Raw genomic sequence first — 21,970 nt, forward strand, 5'->3', positions numbered from 1 at the left:
CCTATTGCAATGTGACGCTGACGGGCATCCGTTTGATACCGTTCACAAAATTTGAACGGACGAAAGCTTCAGGCCCATCGGGTTCAATCGTTTTGACCCGTTTGACCAGCTCTTCAAACAGAACGCGTACTTCGAGCCTGGCAAGATGCATACCCAGACACACGTGTGGGCCGCCCTGCCCCCAGCCAAGTTGCCGATTGGGTTTACGAGACAAATCCAGGCGATACGGACTCTCGAACATGGTCTCGTCCCGGTTTGCCGAAATAAACCAATAAAGTACTTTGTCGCCTTTTCTTATGTTCTGACCATGAACTTCCACATCCTTCATTGCAGTACGTCGGAAATAAGTGGCAGGCGAAGCCCATCGCACGATTTCGTCAGCGGCAGTCCCCCAAACCTCGCCTGACTGCAATTCTTGCAAAAGCCCCTCCTGCCGAGCGATCGCCTGAATGCCGGCTGCTATGGAGTATCGCGTCGTATCGTTTCCAGCGGCCACGAGCAGACAAAAGAAATTCCGGAACTCGGTTTCAGAAATTGTCTCACCATTTTCGTCTGGCTGCAGGATCAAATGCAGGATTCCGCTGGTGTCACCGATCGCGTTTTTTCTATCCATTAGCGTACGCGAATATTCGTAAAGTTCGGCGCCAGCAGGAGAGTTGAAGGGCATCAAACGGAACTGGTCCGTTTCTATCTTATCCACGACATAGTCGGTGAAGTCCGGATCTGAGTTGGCCATCAGGGCGTCGCCCTTATCCACAAGCCATGGCAAATCTTCGTCTGGAACCCCAAGGATCTGCCCAAGCATCCGCATTGGCAATTCTCTGGCAATTTCGCGCGTGGCATCGAAACTGCCTTTTTCAAAGGCTCGATCCAAAATTGGCCCACATAAATCGCGAATCTGGTCTTCGAAACCCGCTACGACCCGAGGCGAAAATGCTTTGGCGACCTTCATCCGCACCTTTCGATGCTCGGCGCCGTCAGTTTCCTGAAACGTCCGGCGGGCCATGTACTCTTCGTAGGTTTGATCCTCCATCCGAATACCTTGCGCCGACGAAAAGGTTTCGACATCACGCACCATCTTGTCGATATCCTCGTGACGAGTGATAGACCAATATCCCTTACCCCCATCAAATTCAGACCAGTGGCAGGGCGCTTCGCGTCGCAAACGTGCAAAGGTGTTGTATGGCGCTCCTTTGGCGAAGCTGTCATGCGAACCGAGATCGGCGAATCCGTCATCTTCAGGAACCCACATGGTCATAGAAACGCCTCCGTCTTTGTTGTTTTTTTCGACTTTCGAAATGCCGGTGCGAACGGCCAGAAATGCGCTTTGAAAATGTATTCGATGCCTTTTTCTGCAGCGAGCGCCGGTCGATTGGCCGCCACTCTCGGCGCAGCCGCCAGATGGTCGAACCGATAATGACAAGGATCACACAGAACAGCAGGAAAGCAATTGGTCGGTCGATGAAATCCAGAGGCGTCTTTACCCGCGCCAACGAAGCGCGCAGTTTGACCTCCATAATGCCCCCGAGAACCATGCCCAGTATGATCGGGACAATCGGCATGTTCAGACGCTTAAGTACAAAGCCCAGCAACCCAAACACTGCCGCTATAATGCAGTCCATTGCAGAATTGCGGATCGAGTAAACACCCACAAAACTTAGCAGCAGAATACACATTCCCAAAAACCGGTTGGGTATTCGCGTAAGGTGGACTAGCCATCCAGTTGAGACCAACAGGAAGCCGACAACAATTACGTTCAAAACCAAAAGCGCAATGTACAACGCAACGACGAAATCCATGTCGTTCTGAAAAAGGCCCGGTCCCGGAACGACATTGTGAACATAAAAAACTGACAGCATCATGGCGGTCAGCGCCTCGCCGGGGATACCCAACGCCAACAAGGGTATCATCGCCGCGGCAGGAACTGCATTATTGGCGGTCTCGGATGCGATCAAACCCTCGGAAGAGCCATGCCCAAACGCTTTTGGGTTCTTGGAAAGCTTGCGGGCCGAGGTGTATGACATGAACTGGGCGGTAAACTCCCCTACTCCTGGGATCATACCCATGACTACGCCAAAACTGGCAGCAATACCCGCAACCCGAGGATGTTTCGCCAATTCACGGAAGCCTTGGAAAAGAGAGCCGCGCGACCTTGGAAGGCGGATTTTCTCGTCATCCATGGTCAGCAACAGGAACGCTTGGGACAACGCAAATAACCCCAGCACAACGACGATCAGGTCGAACCCGCCCGCTAGCCAGCTCTGGCCGAATGTAAAACGACGTGTATAGGCGGCGGGCTCTAAGCCGACGGTGCCGATCAATATCCCGAACCCAGCTAAAGCCGCGGCAATCGCCATTTGTCCTTTGTGTGCGACTACAACAAGCACCAAACCCAACAGAGCAGCGAGAAAAATCTCTCGCGAACCGAACATAGGTGCAATCTTTGCCAGCACAGGAGAAAGAAGGATAAGGCAGACAACCGAAAAAATGCCACCCAAAAAACTGGCCGAATAGGCCAGAGATAAAGCGCGCCGACCTTCGCCCCTTAGCGTCATTGGGAATCCGTCGTAAGTCGTCAACGCGTTAACGGCAGTACCAGGAGTGTTTATTAGGATTGCGGGTATTGATCCGCCATACATGGATGAACCATAGATACCCAATAAAAGTGTCAGCCCGACAATTGGATCCATCGAAAAAGTTGCTGGTAGCAGGATCGCGATTGCAACCGCCGGACCAACGCCAGGGATCGCGCCTATTGCCACGCCGCCTATAGCGCCGACCAGTAAAGCCAGCATTACATCCCAACGGGCCAAGACATCCAAGGCGGAAAAGATCAGGTCCATCAGAGGTAAACCAGGAAGAATGTGCGTATGGAATCTGGCAGATATTCATAAACCTGCGCTCCGGGAATGTTTACGCCCAGCAAGCCCTTGAAAAGCACTACTGTCGCAATTCCAAAGGCTGCGGCCAACCCAAGTGCGGCACGGCTTCGATAACCCAACCGATAAGTCAATGTGCATGCGAACAAAATACTCATCGGCATGAAACCAAACCGCGGCACGACCGCGACGTAAATCAAAAACCAAAGCAGGTATTCCAACGGCTCGACCCATCGCCGCGCTTCGACCCAATCCAAAGCATTTGGCCGTCTGCGCCGCATCAGCCAGTAATGGGCGGCAAATCCGAACACCATAATGACAAGCGCAATAGCAGGCCACAACCTTGGCTGACCACCGATGTTACGGGCATTTTCAGACCATTCCGTCTGATTGCCAATTTGCGAAAGCAGCAATAATGAAATCGCCAGACCGGCCACAACAAAAACAACCTGCCCCGAAGTCTTTGTTTTTACCTTTAACAGCTCTGAATTATCCATCCGGGAAGGCCTTTGATAACCGAGAGAGGGCGGCAAACCGCCCTCCAATGGGTCGAGTTTAGTTACCCAACGCGCTGCTTATTGTGCCAAGTGTCGCCTTGTCCTCGGCAATGACTGCGGCGCTTTCGTCTGCGTTCAGCCAATAAACAAGCGCTCCGGTTTCAGCTGCAAGCTGCTGTGCCCGCTCGCTTTTTGCAGTCTTTTCAGCCACCGCCGCAATTTTCTCACGCACATCAGCAGGTGTGTCCTTGGTCACGAACAAACCATTCCACAGTGAGATATCCAGCGTCGGTTCGACCTCACCAATTGCAGGCGTATCCGGGATTTTGCTAATCCGTTCACCAGTAATCGACACCAAAACTTTGACATCGTCCAAACACGGCAAGATCAATTGCAAAGTTGTATTGATGACATCTGCATCACCAGAGGCCAGCGTATTGCAGTCCAAGGCATCAAAGGGCGCGTCTCCTGCCCATTCGAAGTCTTTTATCGACGACAGGGCCTTTGTCACCTGAGTTGGCGTTAGAACGTCGCCAAAATGGCCCAAAAACACGTCGTTTTCTTTTGCGTATTCCGCTAGCTCATCCATCGTCGAATACGGGGCGTTGCCGGACGTCGCGATTACGAATGGATAGGTAAGAAAAATACCAATAGGATCGAATTTTTCGGGTGTAAGTTCAGGAATATCGATTTCATGCCCGATAAGCGACACTGCAGGTACAAACGAGCCTATCGTATAACCGTCTGCTGGTGCGTTTGCCACTTCTACCGCACCGGGGAACGGGCCACCGCCGCCGCCGGGTTTATTAACCACCGCTGCAGGAACGCCATACTCCGCTTGGAAATCTTCAGCGATCATTCGCGTCAGAACGTCCTCAAGATCGCCTGGAGGCCAAGGAACAATAAAACTTACGGGCTTTTCAGGATACTCTGCCAGGGCCGGACCAGCTAGGCCGACAGCAAGCGCGGCCAGAATGGCCTTGGTTTTCTTGGACATGTCATCTCCCTGTGATGCGCTATTTAATGGTTTATTATTTGAACCTTTAGTATCATTTATTCTGATCTAGATTCATATTCTGTCAACAAAAAAATCATGATTGACAAATGGGACATAAAAGATCGAAGATTTTTAATACCATCGGTTCAAATATTAAACCATAGAGGCTTGAATTGGACAAATTTGAAATCGATCGAATCCGCGATCATGTCATTGCACCTGCAAAACACATCATTAATGGTGAGCGCGTTGACGCGGCTGATCGTGGAACAATGGATGTCATATCGCCCATCGATGGCCGCAAATTGACAACAATTCCTAAAGGAACTGAACAAGATGCTAAATCTGCCATCAGGTCTGCCAGAGCTGCGTTCGATGACGGTCGGTGGTCGGGGCTAAGCCCAGCGGCGCGAAAACAGGTCATGCTTAAGTGGGCCGACTTAATTGAAGCCCAAGCTCAGGAACTGGCCGTTCTAGGTGTAAGAGACAACGGCACCGAGATTGGGATGGCCCATAAAGCAGAGCCGCTGAGTGCCGTGGGAACTTTGCGCTACTTCGCCGAGGCAATCGACAAGATTTACGGTGAGATCGCTCCAACTGCACCCGGCGCACTTGGGCTTATTCATAAACAACCTGTCGGTGTCGTCGGAGCGATCGTTCCATGGAACTTTCCATTAATGATCGGCAGTTGGAAGTTGGGACCCGCCCTAGCGGCTGGATGCACCGTGGTAATGAAACCAGCAGAGACGGCATCATTAACTCTTGTGCGGCTGGGAGAGCTGGCACTGGAAGCTGGTATTCCACCCGGCGTCCTGAATGTAGTGACCGGAGAAGGAGCAGTTGTAGGCGCAGCTATAGCCGAGTCTGAAGATGTTGACGTTCTTGTTTTTACTGGTTCAGGCAACACCGGACGAAAACTAATGGAGGCTTCGGCCCGATCTAATCTAAAGCGCGTCTATTTGGAGCTGGGCGGAAAATCTCCCAACATAGTTTTCGCCGACGTGCCGGATTTGGATGAGGCAGCAAAAGTTTCGGCTGCTGGCATCTTTCGAAATTCCGGGCAGGTTTGCGTCGCCGGGTCCCGCCTTTTGGTTCAAAAAGACATTCATAATGCCTTTGTCGAGAAACTGGTTGCGCAGGCAGAGGCAATGCTGGTCGGCGATCCACTTGATCCAAAAACCAACGCAGGCGCAATTAACTCTGAGCGACAGCTGGCACAGAATCTGGCCTTTGTCGAAGAGGCACGTCGCGCGGGTCGAAATATAGCGACCGGCGGTATGCGCATCCTGCAGGAAACTGGGGGAACTTACATGGCTCCCACGATCGTCACCGGTGTCGACGCAAGCGACCGGATTGTGAGAGAAGAAGTTTTTGGCCCTGTCCTGACTGTTCAGTCTTTTGCAACTGAAGATGAGGCCGTCTCTCTTGCAAACGATTCCGATTTCGGCCTCGCGGCCGGTGTATGGACTTCGGATTTGTCCCGTGCTCATCGAATGATCGCGCGTATTCGGGCAGGTGTTGTTCATGTTAATACTTACGGCGGTGCGGATGTCACGGTACCGTTGGGTGGCATTAAACAATCCGGCAACGGGCATGACAAATCGCTTCATGCCTTCGACAAATATCTCGACTTAAAAACCGCTTGGATCAAGCTTTGAGGAAACTGTTGATATGAACGACAAGACCATTCTGCTCGTCGGGACCTATGACACCAAAGATGACGAGCTTAACTACTTGGCCGAGACGATCCGGGCGCAGGGCGGTAAGGTTCTGACCATGGACGTCAGTGTATTGGGCGACCCGTCGAAGCCCACTGACATTTCCAAGCATGAAGTAGCCGAGGCAGGTGGTCACAGCATTCAGGAGGCCATAAACAGCGGCGACGAAAACACGGCTATGCAAATAATGGCAAAGGGTGGATCCATTCTTGCCGCACGTCTGCAAATGGATGGGAAAATTGACGGTGCGTTGGTTCTTGGCGGCACAATGGGCACTGATCTTGCATTGGACATCTGTTCGGCCCTTCCTGTAGGGGTGCCAAAGTACATCGTTTCTACCGTTTCCTTTTCCCCTTTGATCCCGCCCGAGCGGTTGCCAGCTGACGTGCAAATGATCCTTTGGGCCGGTGGGCTTTATGGCTTGAATTCCGTCTGCAAATCATCGCTTAGCCAAGCTGCTGGTGCAGTTTTAGGGGCTGCGCGCGCTGTCGAACGATCAGACAGTGACAAGCCACTGATCGGCATGACTTCTTTCGGAAAAACCGTTCTAAAATACATGGTTACCCTCAAACCTGCTCTGGAACAACGTGGGTTTGAGGTTGCTGTTTTTCATGCGACGGGAATGGGAGGACGCGCATTTGAAAGTCTCGCGTCCGAAGGTCGTTTCGCTGCCGTGATGGACTTCGCGCCGCAGGAGGTCGGCAATCACCTAATGGGGTCATCTATCTCAGCCGGGGCGGATAGAATGACGGCCGCAGGATTATCTGGCACGCCTCAGATGGTATCGATCGGGTGCTATGATTTGGTAGACTTTGTAGGTTGGCAGGATACTCCAGCGAAACTTATCGGCCAGGAAACCCATGCCCACAACAGACTTTTGACGTCTGTAATGATGACCGCCGATCAACGCCGAGAAATGGCGCGGGAAATCTGTTCAAAACTTAGCAAGGCGAAGGGTCCGACAACCTTGCTTCTGCCGATTCAAGGCGGCAACGAATGGGATCGGCCCGGTGGACCGCTCAGTGACCCTGAGGGATTGACGGCCTTTGTTGAAGAAATCCGCAATCACTGCCCCGCCAATGTGACGTTGATCGAACTAGACGCACACATAAACGATACGGCTTTTTCAGATGCTGCGCTCGAAACCTTCGACAATTGGGCAGAGGCAGGCTTTATCGACAGCGGAAGTTGAGCAAACCAGAGTTGTATTAACCAATGTCGGCGATACTGCGATAAACGCGACGCATGACCGTCGGGGTCAGATACATCGGAATCTGATAGGCACCAATGAAAACCAAAATGGGTGCCGTGACCTCAGGCGGGAGAGCGACAAAGAAAATGGCTATGTTTCGATTTCCTGCAATCAAAGAAACAGCCGTCGCTTTATCAGCACTTAACCTACCGCGAGTGAAATAAAAAACGACCAATTGTGCCCCGAAATTCAACAGGCAGGCGAAACCAATCCAAAAAATAGCGATTTTCGGATCGATCAGCGCGGTGGAACTAACTGACGGCATCAAACCGACGACAAACACGGCAAGCGTGATTGTTGCAAGACCTTCAAGGTTTTCCAGTACTGGACGCGTCGGGTCGCGCAGAAATCGCCAACGTATAACCATCGCCGCAAGGGTCGCTAAGGAAATAGTCAGGAACAGTCGAAAAGTCGCCTTTAGCACAGAACTGATATCCCCTAATTCAGGAATCATCCAGAAGATCGGAAATGCCGTAAGCGGCAAAATCGCGGTCCCCACAACCATCAAACGCAAAGCATGTTCCGCAGTGTACCCCAGCATTAGGCACATGTTGGGGCTACCTGAAATTGATGGGGCTGCTGCCATGATTAGCAAAGACAAAAATACCGGAGAGCCGGTCCATCCAACGCCGATCCCGATAGCTGCGACGAACAAAGGAAGAGCAACCTGAAATCCCATGACCGTCTTTGATACTTGGCTCAAATCGGCCAGCGATCCCAATATCGCTGCGGGCTCCATCCTAAGGACCGTTAGAAACAGCAAAAGCCCAACCAGTGGCGGCAACAGGGGCCGCATGGGTTCGGCCAGTCCGGGCAGCAACAGCCCAGCCACCAAACCCGTCACCAACACCAGCGGGCCATGACGAGCCGATAGGCGCAGCGGGTTCACCTAATTCTACCCGCCGGGACTTTGCCGCAAGTTTTCAGGCAACCAAGTGGCCAATTCTGGGAACCAAATCAGGACAAACACCATTAAAACCATAATGAGGAACATCGGGATCGCAGCGCGAGCGATATAGCTCATTTCATGGTTGGTCATTCCTTGCATTACAAACAGGTTGAATCCGATTGGCGGAGTAATCTGCGCCATCTCGACCACCACAACGATGAAGATGCCAAACCAGATCAGGTCAATCCCAGCATCGCGTATCATCGGTTCGACCACAGCCATGGTCAAAACAACCGAAGATATTCCGTCCAGAAAACAGCCCAGGATGATATAAAATACAAGCAGCACCATCAGTAATTCGAAGCGGGTTAGTTCCCAACCGGCAATCAAATCTGCCAATCCACGCGGAAGACCAGTAAAGCCCATGGATAAGGACAGGAACGCTGCCCCCGCCAAAATCAGCGCGATCATCGCGCTTGTACGTGTCGCGCCCATCAAGCTTTCAGTAAATGTCTTCCAATTCAGCGATCCCTGCCCCGCGGCCAACAACAGCCCGCCAATAACGCCAAAGGCTGCCGCCTCGGTCGCGGTGGCATAGCCGAGATACATTGACCCAATCACAACAGTGATCAACAGGATTACCGGCAGCAAAAACCGAGAATTCCTGACTTTCTCGGAAAAGCTAAGCTTGCCTTCGCTGTTCGGGTTCCAATCCTTGCCCAGCTTCGAATAAACCGCGACGTAACCCATAAACATTGCCGCTAACACGAGCCCCGGAAGAATGCCCGCAAAGAACAGCTTTGTTATAGATTCATTGATGGTGACGCCGTAAACGATCAACGTCAAAGATGGCGGGATCATTAAGCCAAGCGTCGCGGCACCCGTAAGAGTCCCAATGATCATACGTTCCGGATAGTTGCGTTTTCTCAGCTCTGGAATAGACATCTTACCGACAGTAGTCAGAGTGGCCGCCGAGGAACCGGACACAGCGGCGAAAACCGTGCAACCGACAATATTGGTGTGAACCAACCCACCGGGCAACGGGGCCATCCAGGGCGACAACCCTTTGAACATGTCCTCAGACAATCGCGTTCGATATAAGATTTCGCCCATCCAGATGAACATTGGCAGAGCGGTGAGGGTCCAGGAAGATGACGCAGACCAGATCGTGGTTATCATTACGTCGCCGACCGGACGGGTGGTAAATAGCTCCATCCCGACCCATGCGACACCCATTAAAGCCAAACCGACCCAAACGCCGGTGCCAAGCAGCGTAAACAGAACAAAGAGAAAGAGTATGATAACAGAAAGGTTTTCCATGCTCTTACTCTCCGTGACTTTGATCGGCGAGATCGCGCGTGATGCGGTGATCACCGCGGAACAACACGTGGAGCAGATGATCCGTCAAGGCGATGGCCAGAATGACGGCACCAATCAACATGGTCGACTGAGGTATCCAAAGCGCGGTTTTGTCCTGTCCCTGGCTAATGTCGTTGAACTTCCAGCTCCAATAAACAAAGCGATAAGCGTACCAGCAGAAATACCACATTACCGCCGCACCGATTGCGAAGCACCAGATCTCGAGAATGCGCCGAACGCCTTGTGGAACTGCATTTAAAAGTATCGATACTCGAATGTGGCTGCCCCGGTTCAGCGCGTTTGCAAAGGCAAGAAATGATGCCGCTGCCATGGCATATCCAGCGTAATCGGGTGCACCCGGAAAGACCTCACCTGTCCAGCGGGCAAGCATTTGCACTACGATCAGCAAAAGTATGGCAATCAGGCTTAGCGCCGCCAAAACGCCCGCTGCGAGATACGTGAAATCCAATACTGTTCGAAGCCCTTTCAATAGCGCCATACCGTCCCCGCTTTCGATTTTGTTGGATGGTTCCGGAGCGGCAGACAGTGCCGCCGCTCCAATGCGCTGTTACTGCGATGACTGGAACGCATCGACGATAGCTTTGCCTTCGTCACCAGCGGCTTCCAACCATTCGTTTGTCATGGTCACGCCGATTTCTTTCAATTCTCCAACCATTTGGTCGGATGCCGGACCAACGGTCATACCGCCATCGCGTAGACCTTGCAAAGTAAACCCAGTGTATTCCTTTGCGCGCCAGTTGCCTGCATATTCGGCTAATTCAGCGCATGCTGTGATAACGTTTTTATTGGCGTCCGAAACACCCGACCAAACATCTGAATTTACCATCACATAGTTGCGCGGCAACCAGGCGTCGACTTCATAGAAATAATTCAGGCTTTCCCAAACTTTGCGGTCATATCCAGTTGAACCAGAAGATACCATCGCGTCGGCTACACCTGTTGCAAAAGCCTGGCTGATTTCAGCAGCTTCGATGGTCACGGGCAACATACCAGTCAACTCGGCCAAACGGGATGTGGCGTTGTTGTAAGACCGGAACTTGATGCCTTCCATGTCGGCAACCGAATTGACTTCGTTTTTGAAATACAAACCCTGCGGCGGCCACGGCACTGCATACAGCAGCGTCAGGTTTTGTTCTGCCAGCAGACTCTCAATTGAAGGCTTGGCTGCTTCCCAAAGCTTTGCGCTGTCATCAAACGAAGTCGCAAGGAACGGGATAGAGTCAAACCCGAACAGCGCGTTTTCGTTCTGATGACCAGACAACAGACGCTCGCCAATTGGGGCCTGACCCGTCTGGATCGCGCGCTTGATATCCGCACCTTTGAACAGCGAACCAGAAGGATGCGTAACAATCTCAATCTCGCCACCGGTTCCAGTCGTCACGCACTTGGCAAATTCGGCACCCGTGGCCGAGTGGAAATTCGACGCCGAATAAGCCATCGGCATGTCCCATTTTTCAGCCATTGCCGGTGCGGCAGCGGCGGCGGTCAATGCGGTTGCAGCTAAAAGGCTGGTGAGTTTTTTCATCGTTTTCTCCCTACTGAATATTGACTTGCCGTTGTTTTTTCCGGCTTTTTTACGTTACGAAACGCGAAGGCGCATAAGCGCTTAAATCCGTGTTCGGAGTTCTGCCCGAAATCAATTGCGCCAAAAGGCGACCTGTTTTCGGCCCTCCTGTTAGACCGACATGATGGTGTCCAAAGCCCATGAAGGCTCCTTCCACACCTGGCACCTCACCGATTATTGGAATCGAGTCCGCAGGCGCCGGCCTGTGCCCCATCCATTCCACTTCCTCCTTCCATGTCAAACCCGGAAAGACCTGCCGGGCGTTCTTGCGCATCAATTCGAAGGGCGCACGAGATGGCGGAGCGTCCAGCCCCCCGAATTCTACAATCCCTGCCAGCCGAATACGACCGTCCATCGGTGTTGCCACAAATTTTCCAGACACTACCATCACAGGACTGCGCGGCATGGCAGAGGGCTCTATCAATTCAAGATGATAGCCGCGTTCGCTTTCAAGAGGAACAGAAACTCCTAACCGTTTTGCGAGAGGCCCTGACCACACACCGGCGGTCACAATCGCCGTGTCGCATTCGATGATCTGACCGTCCGCTCTGACCCCACTAACCCGACCATTTTCACGGACCATATCCTCGACATTGGCGCGGATAATTCTGCCACCCTTGGCTTCGACATAAGACGCAAGGTCTTTAACGTACCGACCAGGGTCAGTGATGTGGCCATGATCCGCCAACCTAATTGCGAAGCCGATATCCTTGCTGAACACAGGATCATAAGCTCGAAACGCCTGACCCTCTAATTCGTCCCAAGTAAAGCCGTTTTTTCGCCGGACGTTCCATCCGAACGCGTCACCATCGAAATGGGAACGGTCATTGTACAAAAATAGATAGTCCGAAGGTACGATCCACTTTTCTGCACCGGTCCCAGCAGCCAGTGCCTTATGATCATTCAAACTGTCGCCAATAATTGGCGTCAAAGCCGCGGCGATGCGGTCCACGTCCGCGTCATTTGCATGCTTCAGATACCGCGTCAGCCAAGGAATTAGCCGAGGCAAATACGCCCATTTAAGGAACAAAGGCTGAGAAGGGCTGAGCAACATTTTGGGCGCCTTGCCTAACAACCCCGGAACAGTCACTGGAACCACCGAACAGGAAGCCAATACACCACCATTCCCGTGTGAGGTGCCCTCACCCGGCCCGGCTTTGTCAATCAGGATCACATCGTGACCATCCCTTTGCAGCCAGACTGCCGTCGATACCCCGACAATGCCGGCCCCGATGATCGCAATGGTTTTAGAAGAGCTCATGCCGCCACCGCCTTGGTCACTGCATAGTGGTTCAGTTTGCCCTCATCTGGCCTACTACCCAACCCGGCTGTCTGCGGAACAACAACCTGGCCGTCTGCAACAGGGAAGGAAGTTTCCAAAATGTCTTCTGCCAGAAAGTAGGATGCCTGATAAAACTCACAGCCCAATGTTATTTCTGGAGTAGCAGCAATCATATGCGTTCCCGCCAGATGCGCCAGACCAGCTTCGAACATGTCTCCGCCGTATGCGCTAAGGCCGTGCGCTGCGGCAATGCGGGCGACGGTTTGACCGCGGGACAATCCGCCGGATTTCATAATCTTTACGGACACACCGTCGCAAATCCCTTCTCTTGCTGCGCGTTCCATGTCCTCGGGTCCAAAAACGCTCTCATCCGCCAAAAGCGGCACGTCGATGATCTGTTTTAGGTTAGCCATTGCTTTGAAATGATGCGCGCGCACTGGTTGTTCGATGAAATCAGGCTTGAACTGCGCTACATCTTTTACTTGTTTTGGCGCGTCTTCAATAGAAAGACCCTGGTTGTAATCCACTCGAACCGAAAATTCCGGGAAGTTTTGTGCAAGCTGTTCCAATCGCATAATGTCAAACGCGTGATCCTTGAAACCGGTTTTAAGTTTGACAATCCGTACGCCGTCATCTCGCAATCGCGCCAACAGATCGATATCTTGTGAAAAATCCGGGTTGGCGATGGAACAGCTCAGCGGAATGGTATCCCGGCACTTACCGCCCAGCAATGACCAAACAGGTACCTTTGCAATCCTACCAGCTAAGTCCAACATAGCGCTGTCCAAGGCGGCTTTGGCTTCGGTGCAATGCGCAACCGCATAAGCGGCACTTTCCATGATAGCAGCTCGGTCACTGACTTGCTTGCCAGTCACCAGCGGCCGCAAGTATCTGTTCAATGCAGCGTACGTCGCCTCTGGGGTACCGGTAAACACAGACCACGGAGATGCTTCGCCAAAACCTTCGCTTCCGTCCTCAGAGGTCAGGCGTAAAATGACGACTTCGCATACGCCCTCAACGGACCCAATGCCGTGATCGCGTCGTGATGTGACTGGCAACTCTAGGTGCCACAGGTCATACCCGATAATCTTTTGCTTCAGGTCGCCCATTCGCCCTCCTAGAACAAAAACCAAACTGCCTTGACGCACCCATCATTTCAAATACTATCTTTTCACAACTCCATCAGAAAAAATGATGAGGCGGAAGATGTCCCTGAGATTTCGTCAATTGCAGGCCTTTCATGCAATCATGGAAACAGGAACGGTGACCGGCGCTGCGTCGGTTTTAGGAATTTCGCAACCGGGGATCAGCAATCTTCTTTCGCAATTAGAGCGCGAAGCCCGCATACCGCTTTTTGAACGAAACAAGGGCCGTCTGCTTCCGACGCCAGAGGCTGAATTATTGTATCGTGAGGTCGACACCGTGGTACGCGGGTTGGATCATGTAGCCCAAGCGGTTTCGGATTTGCAGAACAAACATCCTGGCCAATTACAAGTCGCAGCACCTCATATGTTGTCTTTTGGTTTTATGCCGCAGGAGATTGCGAAATTTGCCCAATCACGTCCCAATTTGTCGGTCAGTTTTCAATCTCAATATTCGTCGAAGATCCAGGAATGGGTCATCTCAGGTCTGTTTGAGATCGGGGTGGTTGAAATGCCTATATTGCACGACACGCTGAACTATCAGGTCTTTCAGTTCGAAACACTGGCCACCTTTCCGGAAAACAGTCCGCTGGCTGCCTATGATATTCTGACGCCCGAACTGCTTGAAAACGAACCGTTTATCGTGATGGGTCCAGAACATCAGACTCATCGTCGCACACGCGATATTTTTCAGGCTGCTGGACGGGTGTGGCGCACCCAAATCCATACGCATCTGTCCGAGAACCTTCTTAGCTTCGTGAAACAGGGCCTGGGTGTCGCGATGATCGACCCATTCACAGTCAAGTTCGATAGTGAAACCGGTTACTTGACCCGTCCCTTCGAACCCGCTGTAACGCTCGACCTTGCCGTAATCACCGCAAAAGGTCGACCACTATCATCAATTGCGCAAGAGTTCCTGGCGCAGATGACACAGTCGATTGCGACTCATGCAACCCATTCAGACACCGGTGCAGCCGCTTCGTGCAGTGGCTGAGAGTGGATATCAACCAGCGTAGGACCATCGTGTTCTATCGCTTGTTTCAAAACTTTTCGCAGGTCTTGTGGGTCTTTCACCGTCCATGACCGTACACCAAATGCAGCCGCGACAGCGGCATGATCCGTCCTGGTAAAATCCACGTTGTAATAGCGCTGTCCAAAGCCGGCATTTTGGCCAGCCTTGATCCAACCAAAGACTGAGTTTGAGAATACGATGGAGGTTATCGGCATCTTATGCCTGACCATGGTTTCAAACTCACCGCAAGTGAACCCAAATGACCCGTCTCCCATTACGGCAAGCGTTTTGACCGACGGGCGGCCAACATGTGCACCCATTGCAGCCCCAAGCGAATAACCCAGTGCGCCATGGGCCCGATTGGTGATAAAGTGACGCCCGGCGGTTTTCCAACGATAGTGCGCACTGAAATAAGGACACGGCGTACCGGGATCGGCGACAATAATTGCATCGTCGTCTAGGATATCTATAAGCGCGGCCATCACAGCTTCGGGTCGGATTGGTGTTTGAGTGCTTGCGGCTAGGGGAGCAAATGCTGCTAATTTGGCATCCCAAGCCGATTTAGCCCGCGCTTTTCCGTTTTGACTTGGAAGATCTTTACGTGCCTGCAAAGCGTCCGCTAGCGCATTCAATGCTAATCGGGCGTCCGCGCAAATTGCGACTTCTGTTTGGTAATTCGCGCCGATAACCATGGGGTCGCTATCGATGTGGATGATTTTGGCATCCCGCCCTGGGCTCTGCCAACGTTCAGTTGTGACGGAACCTGCCCGGCACCCGATAAACAGAACGACATCAGCTTGATCCACGACTTCCCGAGTTGCAGGAACACCTCCGTTCGATCCGACGACGCCCAATGATAACGGATCAGTTTCAGCGACGGCCCCCTGCCCCGAAACTGTCGTCGCGATTGGCATCTCCAAAAGATCGGCCACTCGGCGCAATTCATCAACCGCCCCAGAAAGAACCGGACCGCCACCGCATACTACGACGGCCGATCTAGCCTGCGCTAAGACGTCGGCAGCTGCTTCGACAGCATCTGGATCGGCGGCAGCACGTTCGGCCGGAAAGCTGCGATGCCGCGCGTCGGCCCAAATTTCAGCCTCATCGACTGGAGCTTTCTGGGTATCAAATGGCAAGGCCAAATGCGCCGCGCCCGGGGTTCCTGTCGTCATCGCACGAAACGCGGCCCGAACCATTGCGGGCAACCTTGCCGCGTCATCAAGCGACGCATTCCATTTCGCAAGCGGCTTAAACAAGGTCTGTTGATCCAACTCGGTCAAAGGGTATTTTCCGCGGCTGGTCGTCGCCACATCAGACGTAATGGCCAATATCGGCACGGAACTTTCGTTAGCCTCTACCACACCCGGCAAAATGTATGTGGCACCTCCGCCTGATGGACCTTCGCAAACACCGGGCTTGCCGGTGACGCGGGCGTAACCGTCTGCCATGTACGCAGCGTGACGTTCATCCCGTGTTAGGATGTGTTGAATTCCGTGGTCCATACGCGCCAAGGCATCGTAGAATGGCAAGGTAGTATCCCCGCAGAGGCCAAACATGTGCTTGACGTCATGCGCCTGAAGCATACGAACCATGGCTTCCGCTCCGGTCAGGTGATTTGTACCCGTCATTGGTTGCTCCTCGCCAGAAAATTGCACACAGAACTGTATACAGTCTTGTATATTGAATTCAAGACCGACCTGTGGCACCCCTGAGTCACTGATAACGAGGCGTTTGATATGACTGGACCGCGTGTTGACGATATCTATGAACAGGTAAAAGCGATGGCCGTTTCGTTTCGCTTGCACCCCGGAGATCGTCTTAACGAAGTTGCGTTGTCAAAAGAACTGGGCGTAAGCCGCACGCCGTTACGCGAGGCATTGAATCGGTTGGTGGCCGAACGTCTGTTTGATTTTCGCCCCGGGCAAGGATTTTTTTGCCGTCTGCTGGACGCACAAGGCGTTTTTGACTTATTCGAACTGCGGCAGATAATCGAAGTTGCTGCCGCGCGGTCGGCCTGCGAAAGAGCAACGGATCAAGAATTACGGGCGCTTAATGACGAACTTCACTCAACTGGTCTGGATGTGACGGGTTTGACCGTGGAAGAGGCCGTAAGGCGGGATGAGGCATTCCATCTTGGCATCGCACGTTTGTCGGGCAACATGGAACTTCTCCAAACCCTGGAAAGGATCAACGAGAGAATCCGTTATATCCGTTGGGTTTCCATGAACTTAGACCGGGTGCATCGGTCAAAAGGCGAACATAAACGAATAATGCATGCCCTGCTGGAGCGCGACGTGGATAAAGCAGCTTTGAATTTAGGCGAACACATCACCAAGCGTATGGATCAAATTCAAGAGGCCGTACGCAACGGAATATCCAGTATCTATATGGAAGGATCACAGGAAATTTCGACCCGCGTTATCGAGGAGGCATAGGGGATGATCGCAAATGGCGGCAAATCTTTATACGGGGCATCGGTCGGCATTTTGATGCTGGATGCCCGGTTTCCACGTATACCCGGAGATATGGGGAACGCGCTGACTTGGCCTTTTCCCGTACACTATCGAATAGTCCGCGAAGCCACCCCCGATCTAGTTGTCCGCCAAAGCGCAAAAGGATTGTTAGACGCCTTCGTTGACGCAGCAAAGGAGTTGGTCAAAGACGGCGTAGACGGGATAACCACCAATTGCGGCTTTCTATCCCTATTTCAAGAAGAATTGGCCGCAGCTGTTCCGATACCAGTAGCAACATCCTCTCTGATGCAGGTCGGGATGGTTAACCGGGTTTTGCCAGCAGGCAAACGCGCCGGCATACTAACCATATCAGCGTCCACACTCACCGACGACCACCTGAGAAAGGCTCAGGTTCCAGACGGGACGCCAATTGGCACGACCGAGGGAGGCGAGGAATTTACCCGCGCCATCCTTGGCAATGAGCCGACGCTAGATGTCAACAAGTCCCGACTGGATAATGTCGAGGCTGCAATGAAACTGAAATCAAACAATCCAGACCTTGGGGCAATTGTTTTAGAATGTACAAACATGTGTCCCTACGCGCCAGACATCCAGCAAGCCACTGGATTACCTGTATTTTCAATCGTGACTTTTGTGAGCTGGTTTCAGTCAGGGCTCATGCCGCCAAGGTATCAGACCCCGCATTGAAACATACAGACCCCTTGAACCGTTGGCCAGCTAGCAGGGTTTTTACTCACGTTGTCATGCGGTCATGCAAAACGGTACAGCTTTTGCCGACCCCTAAGGGCATTTTAGTCTGCGTTTTTTGTCGTTTGTCTCAGGACCAGACGAACAGGTGTTCGCTTGGTTTCGGAAGGCACAGTGCTGTCTTGCAGCCAGCCTAGTATTGTGTCGGCAATCTGTTCTCCGAACTCTTCAACTCCGCAATGCACAGTTGATAACGTAGGCCAACATTCCGACGCCTCCTTAATATCATCAAAACCTATTATTTGAAAATCCTGGCCGACTTTGAGATTGGCCTCGTGACAGGCGTTTATCATTCCGAATGCGACCAGATCGTTGAAGCACAATGCAGCATTACAATCCGGATGTTCCCGAAACAGATCAGCAGCAGCGGCATGACCAAAAGCTCGACTGGATTTTCCAGTCTTTACAATCGGTTTCAGCCCCTTTGAATGCATAATCTTTAGGTACCCGGAAACTCTTTCCTCTGTAACTTGCCGCCCCTCTAATCCACCTACAAAAGCAATTTCTCTCGCGCCAGAGTCCAATAGAAATTGAGTTGCCGCGCGACCACCATCTTCGTAATCCGGGGCAAAGAATGGGAACTTGGCAGTACACCCATCCGCCCGGCGCAAAACTTGCATCATCGGGATTCCGGCTCGTTCCACAGCAGCAAGTGTGCTTGAGACGTCCCCGTAAGCAGGGGACAGGATTAGTGCCGAAACGCCGTGTTCTAACATGGCCGCCACAACCTGATCCTGAATGTCCGGGTCTTCGTTTGTGTTAGCCACAACCACAGCATAGCCCCGAGAACCAAGAGCCATCTGCAAAGAAGTCGCAAATTCAGTGAAAAAGGGGTTGGTCAGATCGTTAATTACAAGACCGATTAGCGCCGTACCGGAGGATCGAAGATTAGCCGCCGACCGATTATAGACGTAACCGATTTCTTTCATAGCGGCGTGAACTAATTGTCGTGTTTCAGGTTTTACTTGAGCACTCCCTTGGAGCACCAAGCTGACCGTGGATTTTGAAACGCCCGCCTTGTCAGCAACATCTATGATGGTCGGTCTGCGCATCCAGTTTATTGTTCGATACCGTACAACTTCAACAGTGTCTTCATCCGCGCTGTAGCCTCATCAGGCGACAGGAGTAAACCAGCTTGATCAGCAAGCCTGAAAACCTGCGCGTAGTGACAAACGCCCCGACTTGATTGAAATCCTGCGGGCATCACAAAATGTGACTGTGCTTGGTTTAACCAGGCCAGAAACGCTATCCCCGCTTTGTAGAAGCGTGTAGGCGCTTTGAAAATTTCGCGGCTTAGTGGAACAGTTGGTGCAAGTAGTGCGTGGTACTTTTCCATGTCATTCTCGGCTAAAGCCTCAAGCGCTTGACTGGCTGCGGGAGCGATAGCCGCAAATATTCCTAACAAAGCATGTGAATAATGCTTCCCATCGCCGGCTATCAAGTCGGCATAATTGAAATCATCTCCCGTATAGAGCCGTACCCCTTCAGGCAACCTTGCGCGAAAAGTCTCTTCGTGTGCCTGATCCAACAGCGAGATTTTAATGCCATCTACTTTGGCAGGGTTCTCAGAGATTAGGGACAGAACAAAGTCGCTGGCGGTCTCAATTTCGTTACTGCCCCAATAGCCTTTCAATGCGGGATCGAACATGTCGCCTAACCAATGTAGGATTACCGGCTCGGAAGAACCATCGATCAGCGCTCGATAGACATTGTGATACACATCCGGACCGGCATTTATTGCTGTAAACGCCCGCGACGCCATCAAGATCAATTGCCCCCCGGCCTCCTCGATCGCTTGAGCCTGATGTTCGTAAGCCGCCAGAATATCATCTGCTGACCGCAGCGACTCTGGGTCAGCGTGATCTGTCCCTGCCCCACAAGCCACTCTGGGAGACAACGAATGAACACGTGCCGCCGCCATAGTCCGTTGGATCAGTTCGAGTGCGGTGTCCCAATCGACGCCCATTCCGCGTTGTGCTGTGTCCATCGCTTCGGCCAGCCCCAATCCTTGGTCCCAGAGTCCTTCGCGAAATTGCAGCGTTGCGTCCCAATCGACAGCAGGTCTGCCAACTCGCGGTGTATGATCCAACATTGGGTCCGAGACCACATGTGCTGCGGCAAATGCAGTACGCGTCAGAGGCACTTTGGGTGCGCGCGGCACCAAAGGCGTACCGGCCGGTGCATATGTTTCCAATTCGCCTTGGTAGGTTGGCAGTATTAGCGTCATCGCTTAGACCTCGATATCCAGAACCAGAATACCGTCAATTCCACCGATGGCATTCTGAACAAGTTTGGCGCCCAACGCTTTGTGCGTTTCGTCGGACTGATAACGCTCCAGCGCAGACCAATCGGTGAAATCAATCACAAAGCCGTGAATGTAGCCGCGCTCTATCTGTTCCGGACTATTGCTGCGCCCTCCTGTAAAACCGCCAGCACCGGTCAATGACTCGGACAACTCAGAAAGACCGGAATAAATATTCTCGATCGTTTCTTCGGTCACGTCGGTTTTGAATTTTGTCAGAACAATATGGCGGATCATCACAAAAATCCCTGATCTTGTTTAATCATGTCGGAAACTTTTTCCCCGATCATGATCGTTGGAGCGTTGGTGTTCGAAGAATTGACTGTCGGCATTATCGACGCGTCGGCGACCCGCAGCCCGTCGACTCCGTTGAATCGCAAACGTAGATCTAGAACGGCTTCGGCATCGCTTCCCATTCGACAAGTACCCGCGCAATGGTGCGAGGTTTTAGAGTGCACACAGATAAAATCGAAATACTCCTGCTCGGTCCTAACCTTCGGCCCTGGCAGACGCTCGGCAAGAATGTAAGGTTTCAACGCGTCCTGAGCCAGTATCTTCTGCACCAATTTGAGACCGCGGATCGACATCTCCCGGTCATAAGGGTCAGCCAGATAGTTCGGGTCGATTAGCGGCATAGCTGAAGGGTCAGCGCTCTGCAATCGAACTGTGCCCCGGGACCTTGGGCGCAAAAAACACGCGTTTAGGGTCACCCCGCCATTGGGCATCGACTCGACCCCGGCTTCGATCCCGGTACCCAACCCCAAATGCATTTGAATATCCGGCGATCTTGCCTCGGGGTCAGCATACCAGAACCCTCCGGTTTCGAAGAGACTTGAAGCGACCGGCCCCCTTCGGGTTAAAAGGTATTGTAATCCCGCTATTGCCGAAAGATGGAGCTTGGCAAACCTGTCATATGTATGTGGGCCAGTAACCTCGCATATTGAATATAAGTCCAGATGGTCCTGCAGGTTCTCACCAACTTGTGGCTGGTCATAAACCGCTTTGATTCCGATACCTTCCAGCTGTTTCGCGGGCCCTATTCCAGAGAGTTGCAACAGTCGCGGAGATCCAATCGCGCCTGAGGATAAAACAACCTCTTTGGCAGCGGCGATTTTTTCGCCGCTAATCATCTCCACACCAGTTGCGCGCCCCTTCTCTACCAAAATTCGCCGAACTTGAGTGTCTGTGCGCACGGTCAAATTTGGGCGCTTGCGGTTAGGAGCGACAAAGGCCATAGCAGCGGAAGAACGACGCGCGTTGCGTTGGGTCAATTGATAATAGCCGGCGCCATCCTGTCTTGTTCCGTTTACGTCGCGGGTTTCCGGAATACCCAACTGCCCTGCTGCTTGAATGTATGCATCACAAATCGGCAGTGGTGCTGAAGGCATAGAAACACCCAATGGCCCACCCTTGCCGTGGAACTCGTCGTCATAGACGTCATTATCTTCTGATTTTTTGAAGTAGGGTAGCACATCCGCATACCCCCATCCCTCGCACCCCATTTGACGCCATTCGTCATAGTCCTGCGCTGCACCACGCGTGTAAATTTGCGCGTTGATCGACGACCCGCCGCCAATAACCTTAGCTTGCGTGTAGTTGAACACCTTGTTTTGCATATTTTTTTGAGGCACCGTCGACCACCCCCAACTCCCGATGCCTTTGGTCATTTTGGCAAATCCAGCAGGAAGGTGGAAAAGTGGGTTTCTGTCAGAGGTTCCGGCCTCTAGCAGCAGGACTTTAGCGGATGGTTCTTCGGACAAACGTCCAGCAATTACAGAACCAGCCGAGCCTCCGCCGACTACGATAAAATCATATCCTTCAGACATTCTCTTTCG

20 protein-coding genes are annotated in these 21,970 nt (G+C 52.4%); 5 read left to right on the forward strand and 15 right to left on the reverse strand.

Features of this window, described 5'->3' with window-relative positions:
* Position 1 precedes the first annotated feature (1 nt).
* The 4 genes from GOV45_RS07600 to GOV45_RS07615 are packed head-to-tail and all read right to left on the reverse strand — an operon-like array spanning position 2 to position 4,373.
* Positions 2–1,258, reverse strand: a complete 1,257-nt coding sequence (locus GOV45_RS07600) for a cytochrome P450 (protein ID WP_170476094.1) — start codon at positions 1,256–1,258, stop codon at positions 2–4.
* Entirely contained in the window at positions 1,239–2,843 is a 1,605-nt protein-coding gene (locus GOV45_RS07605) for a tripartite tricarboxylate transporter permease (RefSeq protein ID WP_170476096.1), read from the reverse strand. Before GOV45_RS07605 ends, GOV45_RS07600 begins: the two co-directional genes overlap by 20 nt.
* Complete coding sequence (locus GOV45_RS07610) at positions 2,843–3,376, reverse strand: tripartite tricarboxylate transporter TctB family protein (RefSeq protein WP_170476098.1); 534 nt, start codon at positions 3,374–3,376, stop codon at positions 2,843–2,845. The genes GOV45_RS07605 and GOV45_RS07610 overlap by 1 nt, the downstream gene beginning before the upstream one ends.
* A 58-nt stretch (positions 3,377–3,434) precedes the next feature.
* On the reverse strand, positions 3,435–4,373 hold the full coding sequence (locus tag GOV45_RS07615) for a tripartite tricarboxylate transporter substrate-binding protein (protein ID WP_170476100.1): 939 nt from the start codon (positions 4,371–4,373) through the stop codon (positions 3,435–3,437).
* 173 nt (positions 4,374–4,546) lie between these two features.
* Between GOV45_RS07615 and GOV45_RS07620 the strand changes: the two genes are divergently transcribed.
* Positions 4,547–6,031: an aldehyde dehydrogenase gene (locus tag GOV45_RS07620; protein WP_170476101.1), complete on the forward strand. Its 1,485-nt coding sequence runs from the start codon at positions 4,547–4,549 to the stop codon at positions 6,029–6,031.
* A gap of 13 nt (positions 6,032–6,044) precedes the next feature.
* Positions 6,045–7,283: a Tm-1-like ATP-binding domain-containing protein gene (locus tag GOV45_RS07625; protein WP_170476103.1), complete on the forward strand. Its 1,239-nt coding sequence runs from the start codon at positions 6,045–6,047 to the stop codon at positions 7,281–7,283.
* 16 nt (positions 7,284–7,299) lie between these two features.
* Here the strand turns inward: GOV45_RS07625 and GOV45_RS07630 are convergent, their stop codons facing one another.
* From GOV45_RS07630 to GOV45_RS07655, 6 genes are all read right to left on the reverse strand, one after another.
* Positions 7,300–8,232, reverse strand: coding sequence for a hypothetical protein (locus GOV45_RS07630; protein ID WP_170476105.1), 933 nt, complete (start codon positions 8,230–8,232; stop codon positions 7,300–7,302).
* A gap of 6 nt (positions 8,233–8,238) precedes the next feature.
* Entirely contained in the window at positions 8,239–9,552 is a 1,314-nt protein-coding gene (locus GOV45_RS07635) for a TRAP transporter large permease (RefSeq protein WP_170476107.1), read from the reverse strand.
* 4 nt (positions 9,553–9,556) lie between these two features.
* A complete protein-coding gene (locus GOV45_RS07640; RefSeq protein WP_170476109.1) occupies positions 9,557–10,090 on the reverse strand; it encodes a TRAP transporter small permease in 534 nt (177 codons plus the stop codon).
* A 69-nt stretch (positions 10,091–10,159) separates the two neighbouring features.
* Positions 10,160–11,137 (reverse strand): TRAP transporter substrate-binding protein, encoded by a 978-nt coding sequence (locus GOV45_RS07645; protein WP_170476111.1) that lies wholly within the window; start codon positions 11,135–11,137, stop codon positions 10,160–10,162.
* Between the two features lie 49 nt (positions 11,138–11,186).
* On the reverse strand, positions 11,187–12,437 hold the full coding sequence (locus GOV45_RS07650; RefSeq protein ID WP_170476113.1) for an NAD(P)/FAD-dependent oxidoreductase: 1,251 nt from the start codon (positions 12,435–12,437) through the stop codon (positions 11,187–11,189).
* On the reverse strand, positions 12,434–13,567 hold the full coding sequence (locus GOV45_RS07655; protein WP_170476115.1) for an enolase C-terminal domain-like protein: 1,134 nt from the start codon (positions 13,565–13,567) through the stop codon (positions 12,434–12,436). Before GOV45_RS07655 ends, GOV45_RS07650 begins: the two co-directional genes overlap by 4 nt.
* Before the next feature lie 97 nt (positions 13,568–13,664).
* Between GOV45_RS07655 and GOV45_RS07660 the strand changes: the two genes are divergently transcribed.
* Complete coding sequence (locus tag GOV45_RS07660) at positions 13,665–14,594, forward strand: LysR family transcriptional regulator (protein ID WP_170476117.1); 930 nt, start codon at positions 13,665–13,667, stop codon at positions 14,592–14,594.
* Here the strand turns inward: GOV45_RS07660 and GOV45_RS07665 are convergent.
* On the reverse strand, positions 14,546–16,240 hold the full coding sequence (locus GOV45_RS07665) for a thiamine pyrophosphate-binding protein (protein ID WP_170476119.1): 1,695 nt from the start codon (positions 16,238–16,240) through the stop codon (positions 14,546–14,548). The two genes, GOV45_RS07660 and GOV45_RS07665, sit on opposite strands and share 49 nt — an antisense overlap.
* A 108-nt stretch (positions 16,241–16,348) precedes the next feature.
* On the opposite strand from GOV45_RS07665, the gene GOV45_RS07670 reads away from it, so the two are divergent.
* Positions 16,349–17,047 (forward strand): GntR family transcriptional regulator, encoded by a 699-nt coding sequence (locus tag GOV45_RS07670; protein ID WP_170476121.1) that lies wholly within the window; start codon positions 16,349–16,351, stop codon positions 17,045–17,047.
* Positions 17,048–17,050: 3 nt separating this feature from the next.
* Complete coding sequence (locus GOV45_RS07675; protein ID WP_170476123.1) at positions 17,051–17,773, forward strand: aspartate/glutamate racemase family protein; 723 nt, start codon at positions 17,051–17,053, stop codon at positions 17,771–17,773.
* Positions 17,774–17,877: 104 nt separating this feature from the next.
* Here the strand turns inward: GOV45_RS07675 and GOV45_RS07680 are convergent, their stop codons facing one another.
* From GOV45_RS07680 to GOV45_RS07695, 4 genes are read right to left on the reverse strand one after another with little or no spacing between them, the layout of a single operon-like run.
* Positions 17,878–18,885 (reverse strand): LacI family DNA-binding transcriptional regulator, encoded by a 1,008-nt coding sequence (locus GOV45_RS07680; RefSeq protein WP_170476124.1) that lies wholly within the window; start codon positions 18,883–18,885, stop codon positions 17,878–17,880.
* Between the two features lie 5 nt (positions 18,886–18,890).
* Positions 18,891–20,060: a dihydrodipicolinate synthase family protein gene (locus tag GOV45_RS07685; RefSeq protein WP_170476126.1), complete on the reverse strand. Its 1,170-nt coding sequence runs from the start codon at positions 20,058–20,060 to the stop codon at positions 18,891–18,893.
* Between the two features lie 3 nt (positions 20,061–20,063).
* Positions 20,064–20,372, reverse strand: a complete 309-nt coding sequence (locus GOV45_RS07690; protein ID WP_170476128.1) for a Dabb family protein — start codon at positions 20,370–20,372, stop codon at positions 20,064–20,066.
* Positions 20,372–21,961, reverse strand: a complete 1,590-nt coding sequence (locus tag GOV45_RS07695; RefSeq protein ID WP_170476130.1) for a GMC family oxidoreductase — start codon at positions 21,959–21,961, stop codon at positions 20,372–20,374. Before GOV45_RS07695 ends, GOV45_RS07690 begins: the two co-directional genes overlap by 1 nt.
* Between the last annotated feature and the right edge of the window lie 9 nt (positions 21,962–21,970).

Origin of the sequence: Ruegeria arenilitoris (assembly GCF_013035425.1) — a bacterium.
GTDB classification, from domain to species: domain Bacteria; phylum Pseudomonadota; class Alphaproteobacteria; order Rhodobacterales; family Rhodobacteraceae; genus Ruegeria; species Ruegeria arenilitoris_A.

Coding starts and splice junctions, on each gene's coding strand:
- GOV45_RS07600 (WP_170476094.1), bottom strand. CDS start 1,258: ATGACCATGTGGGTTCCTGAAGATGACGGATTCGCCGATCTCGGTTCG.
- GOV45_RS07605 (WP_170476096.1), bottom strand. CDS start 2,843: ATGGACCTGATCTTTTCCGCCTTGGATGTCTTGGCCCGTTGGGATGTA.
- GOV45_RS07610 (WP_170476098.1), bottom strand. CDS start 3,376: ATGGATAATTCAGAGCTGTTAAAGGTAAAAACAAAGACTTCGGGGCAG.
- GOV45_RS07615 (WP_170476100.1), bottom strand. CDS start 4,373: ATGTCCAAGAAAACCAAGGCCATTCTGGCCGCGCTTGCTGTCGGCCTA.
- GOV45_RS07625 (WP_170476103.1), top strand. CDS start 6,045: ATGAACGACAAGACCATTCTGCTCGTCGGGACCTATGACACCAAAGAT.
- GOV45_RS07635 (WP_170476107.1), bottom strand. CDS start 9,552: ATGGAAAACCTTTCTGTTATCATACTCTTTCTCTTTGTTCTGTTTACG.
- GOV45_RS07640 (WP_170476109.1), bottom strand. CDS start 10,090: ATGGCGCTATTGAAAGGGCTTCGAACAGTATTGGATTTCACGTATCTC.
- GOV45_RS07645 (WP_170476111.1), bottom strand. CDS start 11,137: ATGAAAAAACTCACCAGCCTTTTAGCTGCAACCGCATTGACCGCCGCC.
- GOV45_RS07650 (WP_170476113.1), bottom strand. CDS start 12,437: ATGAGCTCTTCTAAAACCATTGCGATCATCGGGGCCGGCATTGTCGGG.
- GOV45_RS07655 (WP_170476115.1), bottom strand. CDS start 13,567: ATGGGCGACCTGAAGCAAAAGATTATCGGGTATGACCTGTGGCACCTA.
- GOV45_RS07660 (WP_170476117.1), top strand. CDS start 13,665: ATGTCCCTGAGATTTCGTCAATTGCAGGCCTTTCATGCAATCATGGAA.
- GOV45_RS07665 (WP_170476119.1), bottom strand. CDS start 16,240: ATGACGGGTACAAATCACCTGACCGGAGCGGAAGCCATGGTTCGTATG.
- GOV45_RS07670 (WP_170476121.1), top strand. CDS start 16,349: ATGACTGGACCGCGTGTTGACGATATCTATGAACAGGTAAAAGCGATG.
- GOV45_RS07675 (WP_170476123.1), top strand. CDS start 17,051: ATGATCGCAAATGGCGGCAAATCTTTATACGGGGCATCGGTCGGCATT.
- GOV45_RS07680 (WP_170476124.1), bottom strand. CDS start 18,885: ATGCGCAGACCGACCATCATAGATGTTGCTGACAAGGCGGGCGTTTCA.
- GOV45_RS07685 (WP_170476126.1), bottom strand. CDS start 20,060: ATGACGCTAATACTGCCAACCTACCAAGGCGAATTGGAAACATATGCA.
- GOV45_RS07690 (WP_170476128.1), bottom strand. CDS start 20,372: ATGATCCGCCATATTGTTCTGACAAAATTCAAAACCGACGTGACCGAA.
- GOV45_RS07695 (WP_170476130.1), bottom strand. CDS start 21,961: ATGTCTGAAGGATATGATTTTATCGTAGTCGGCGGAGGCTCGGCTGGT.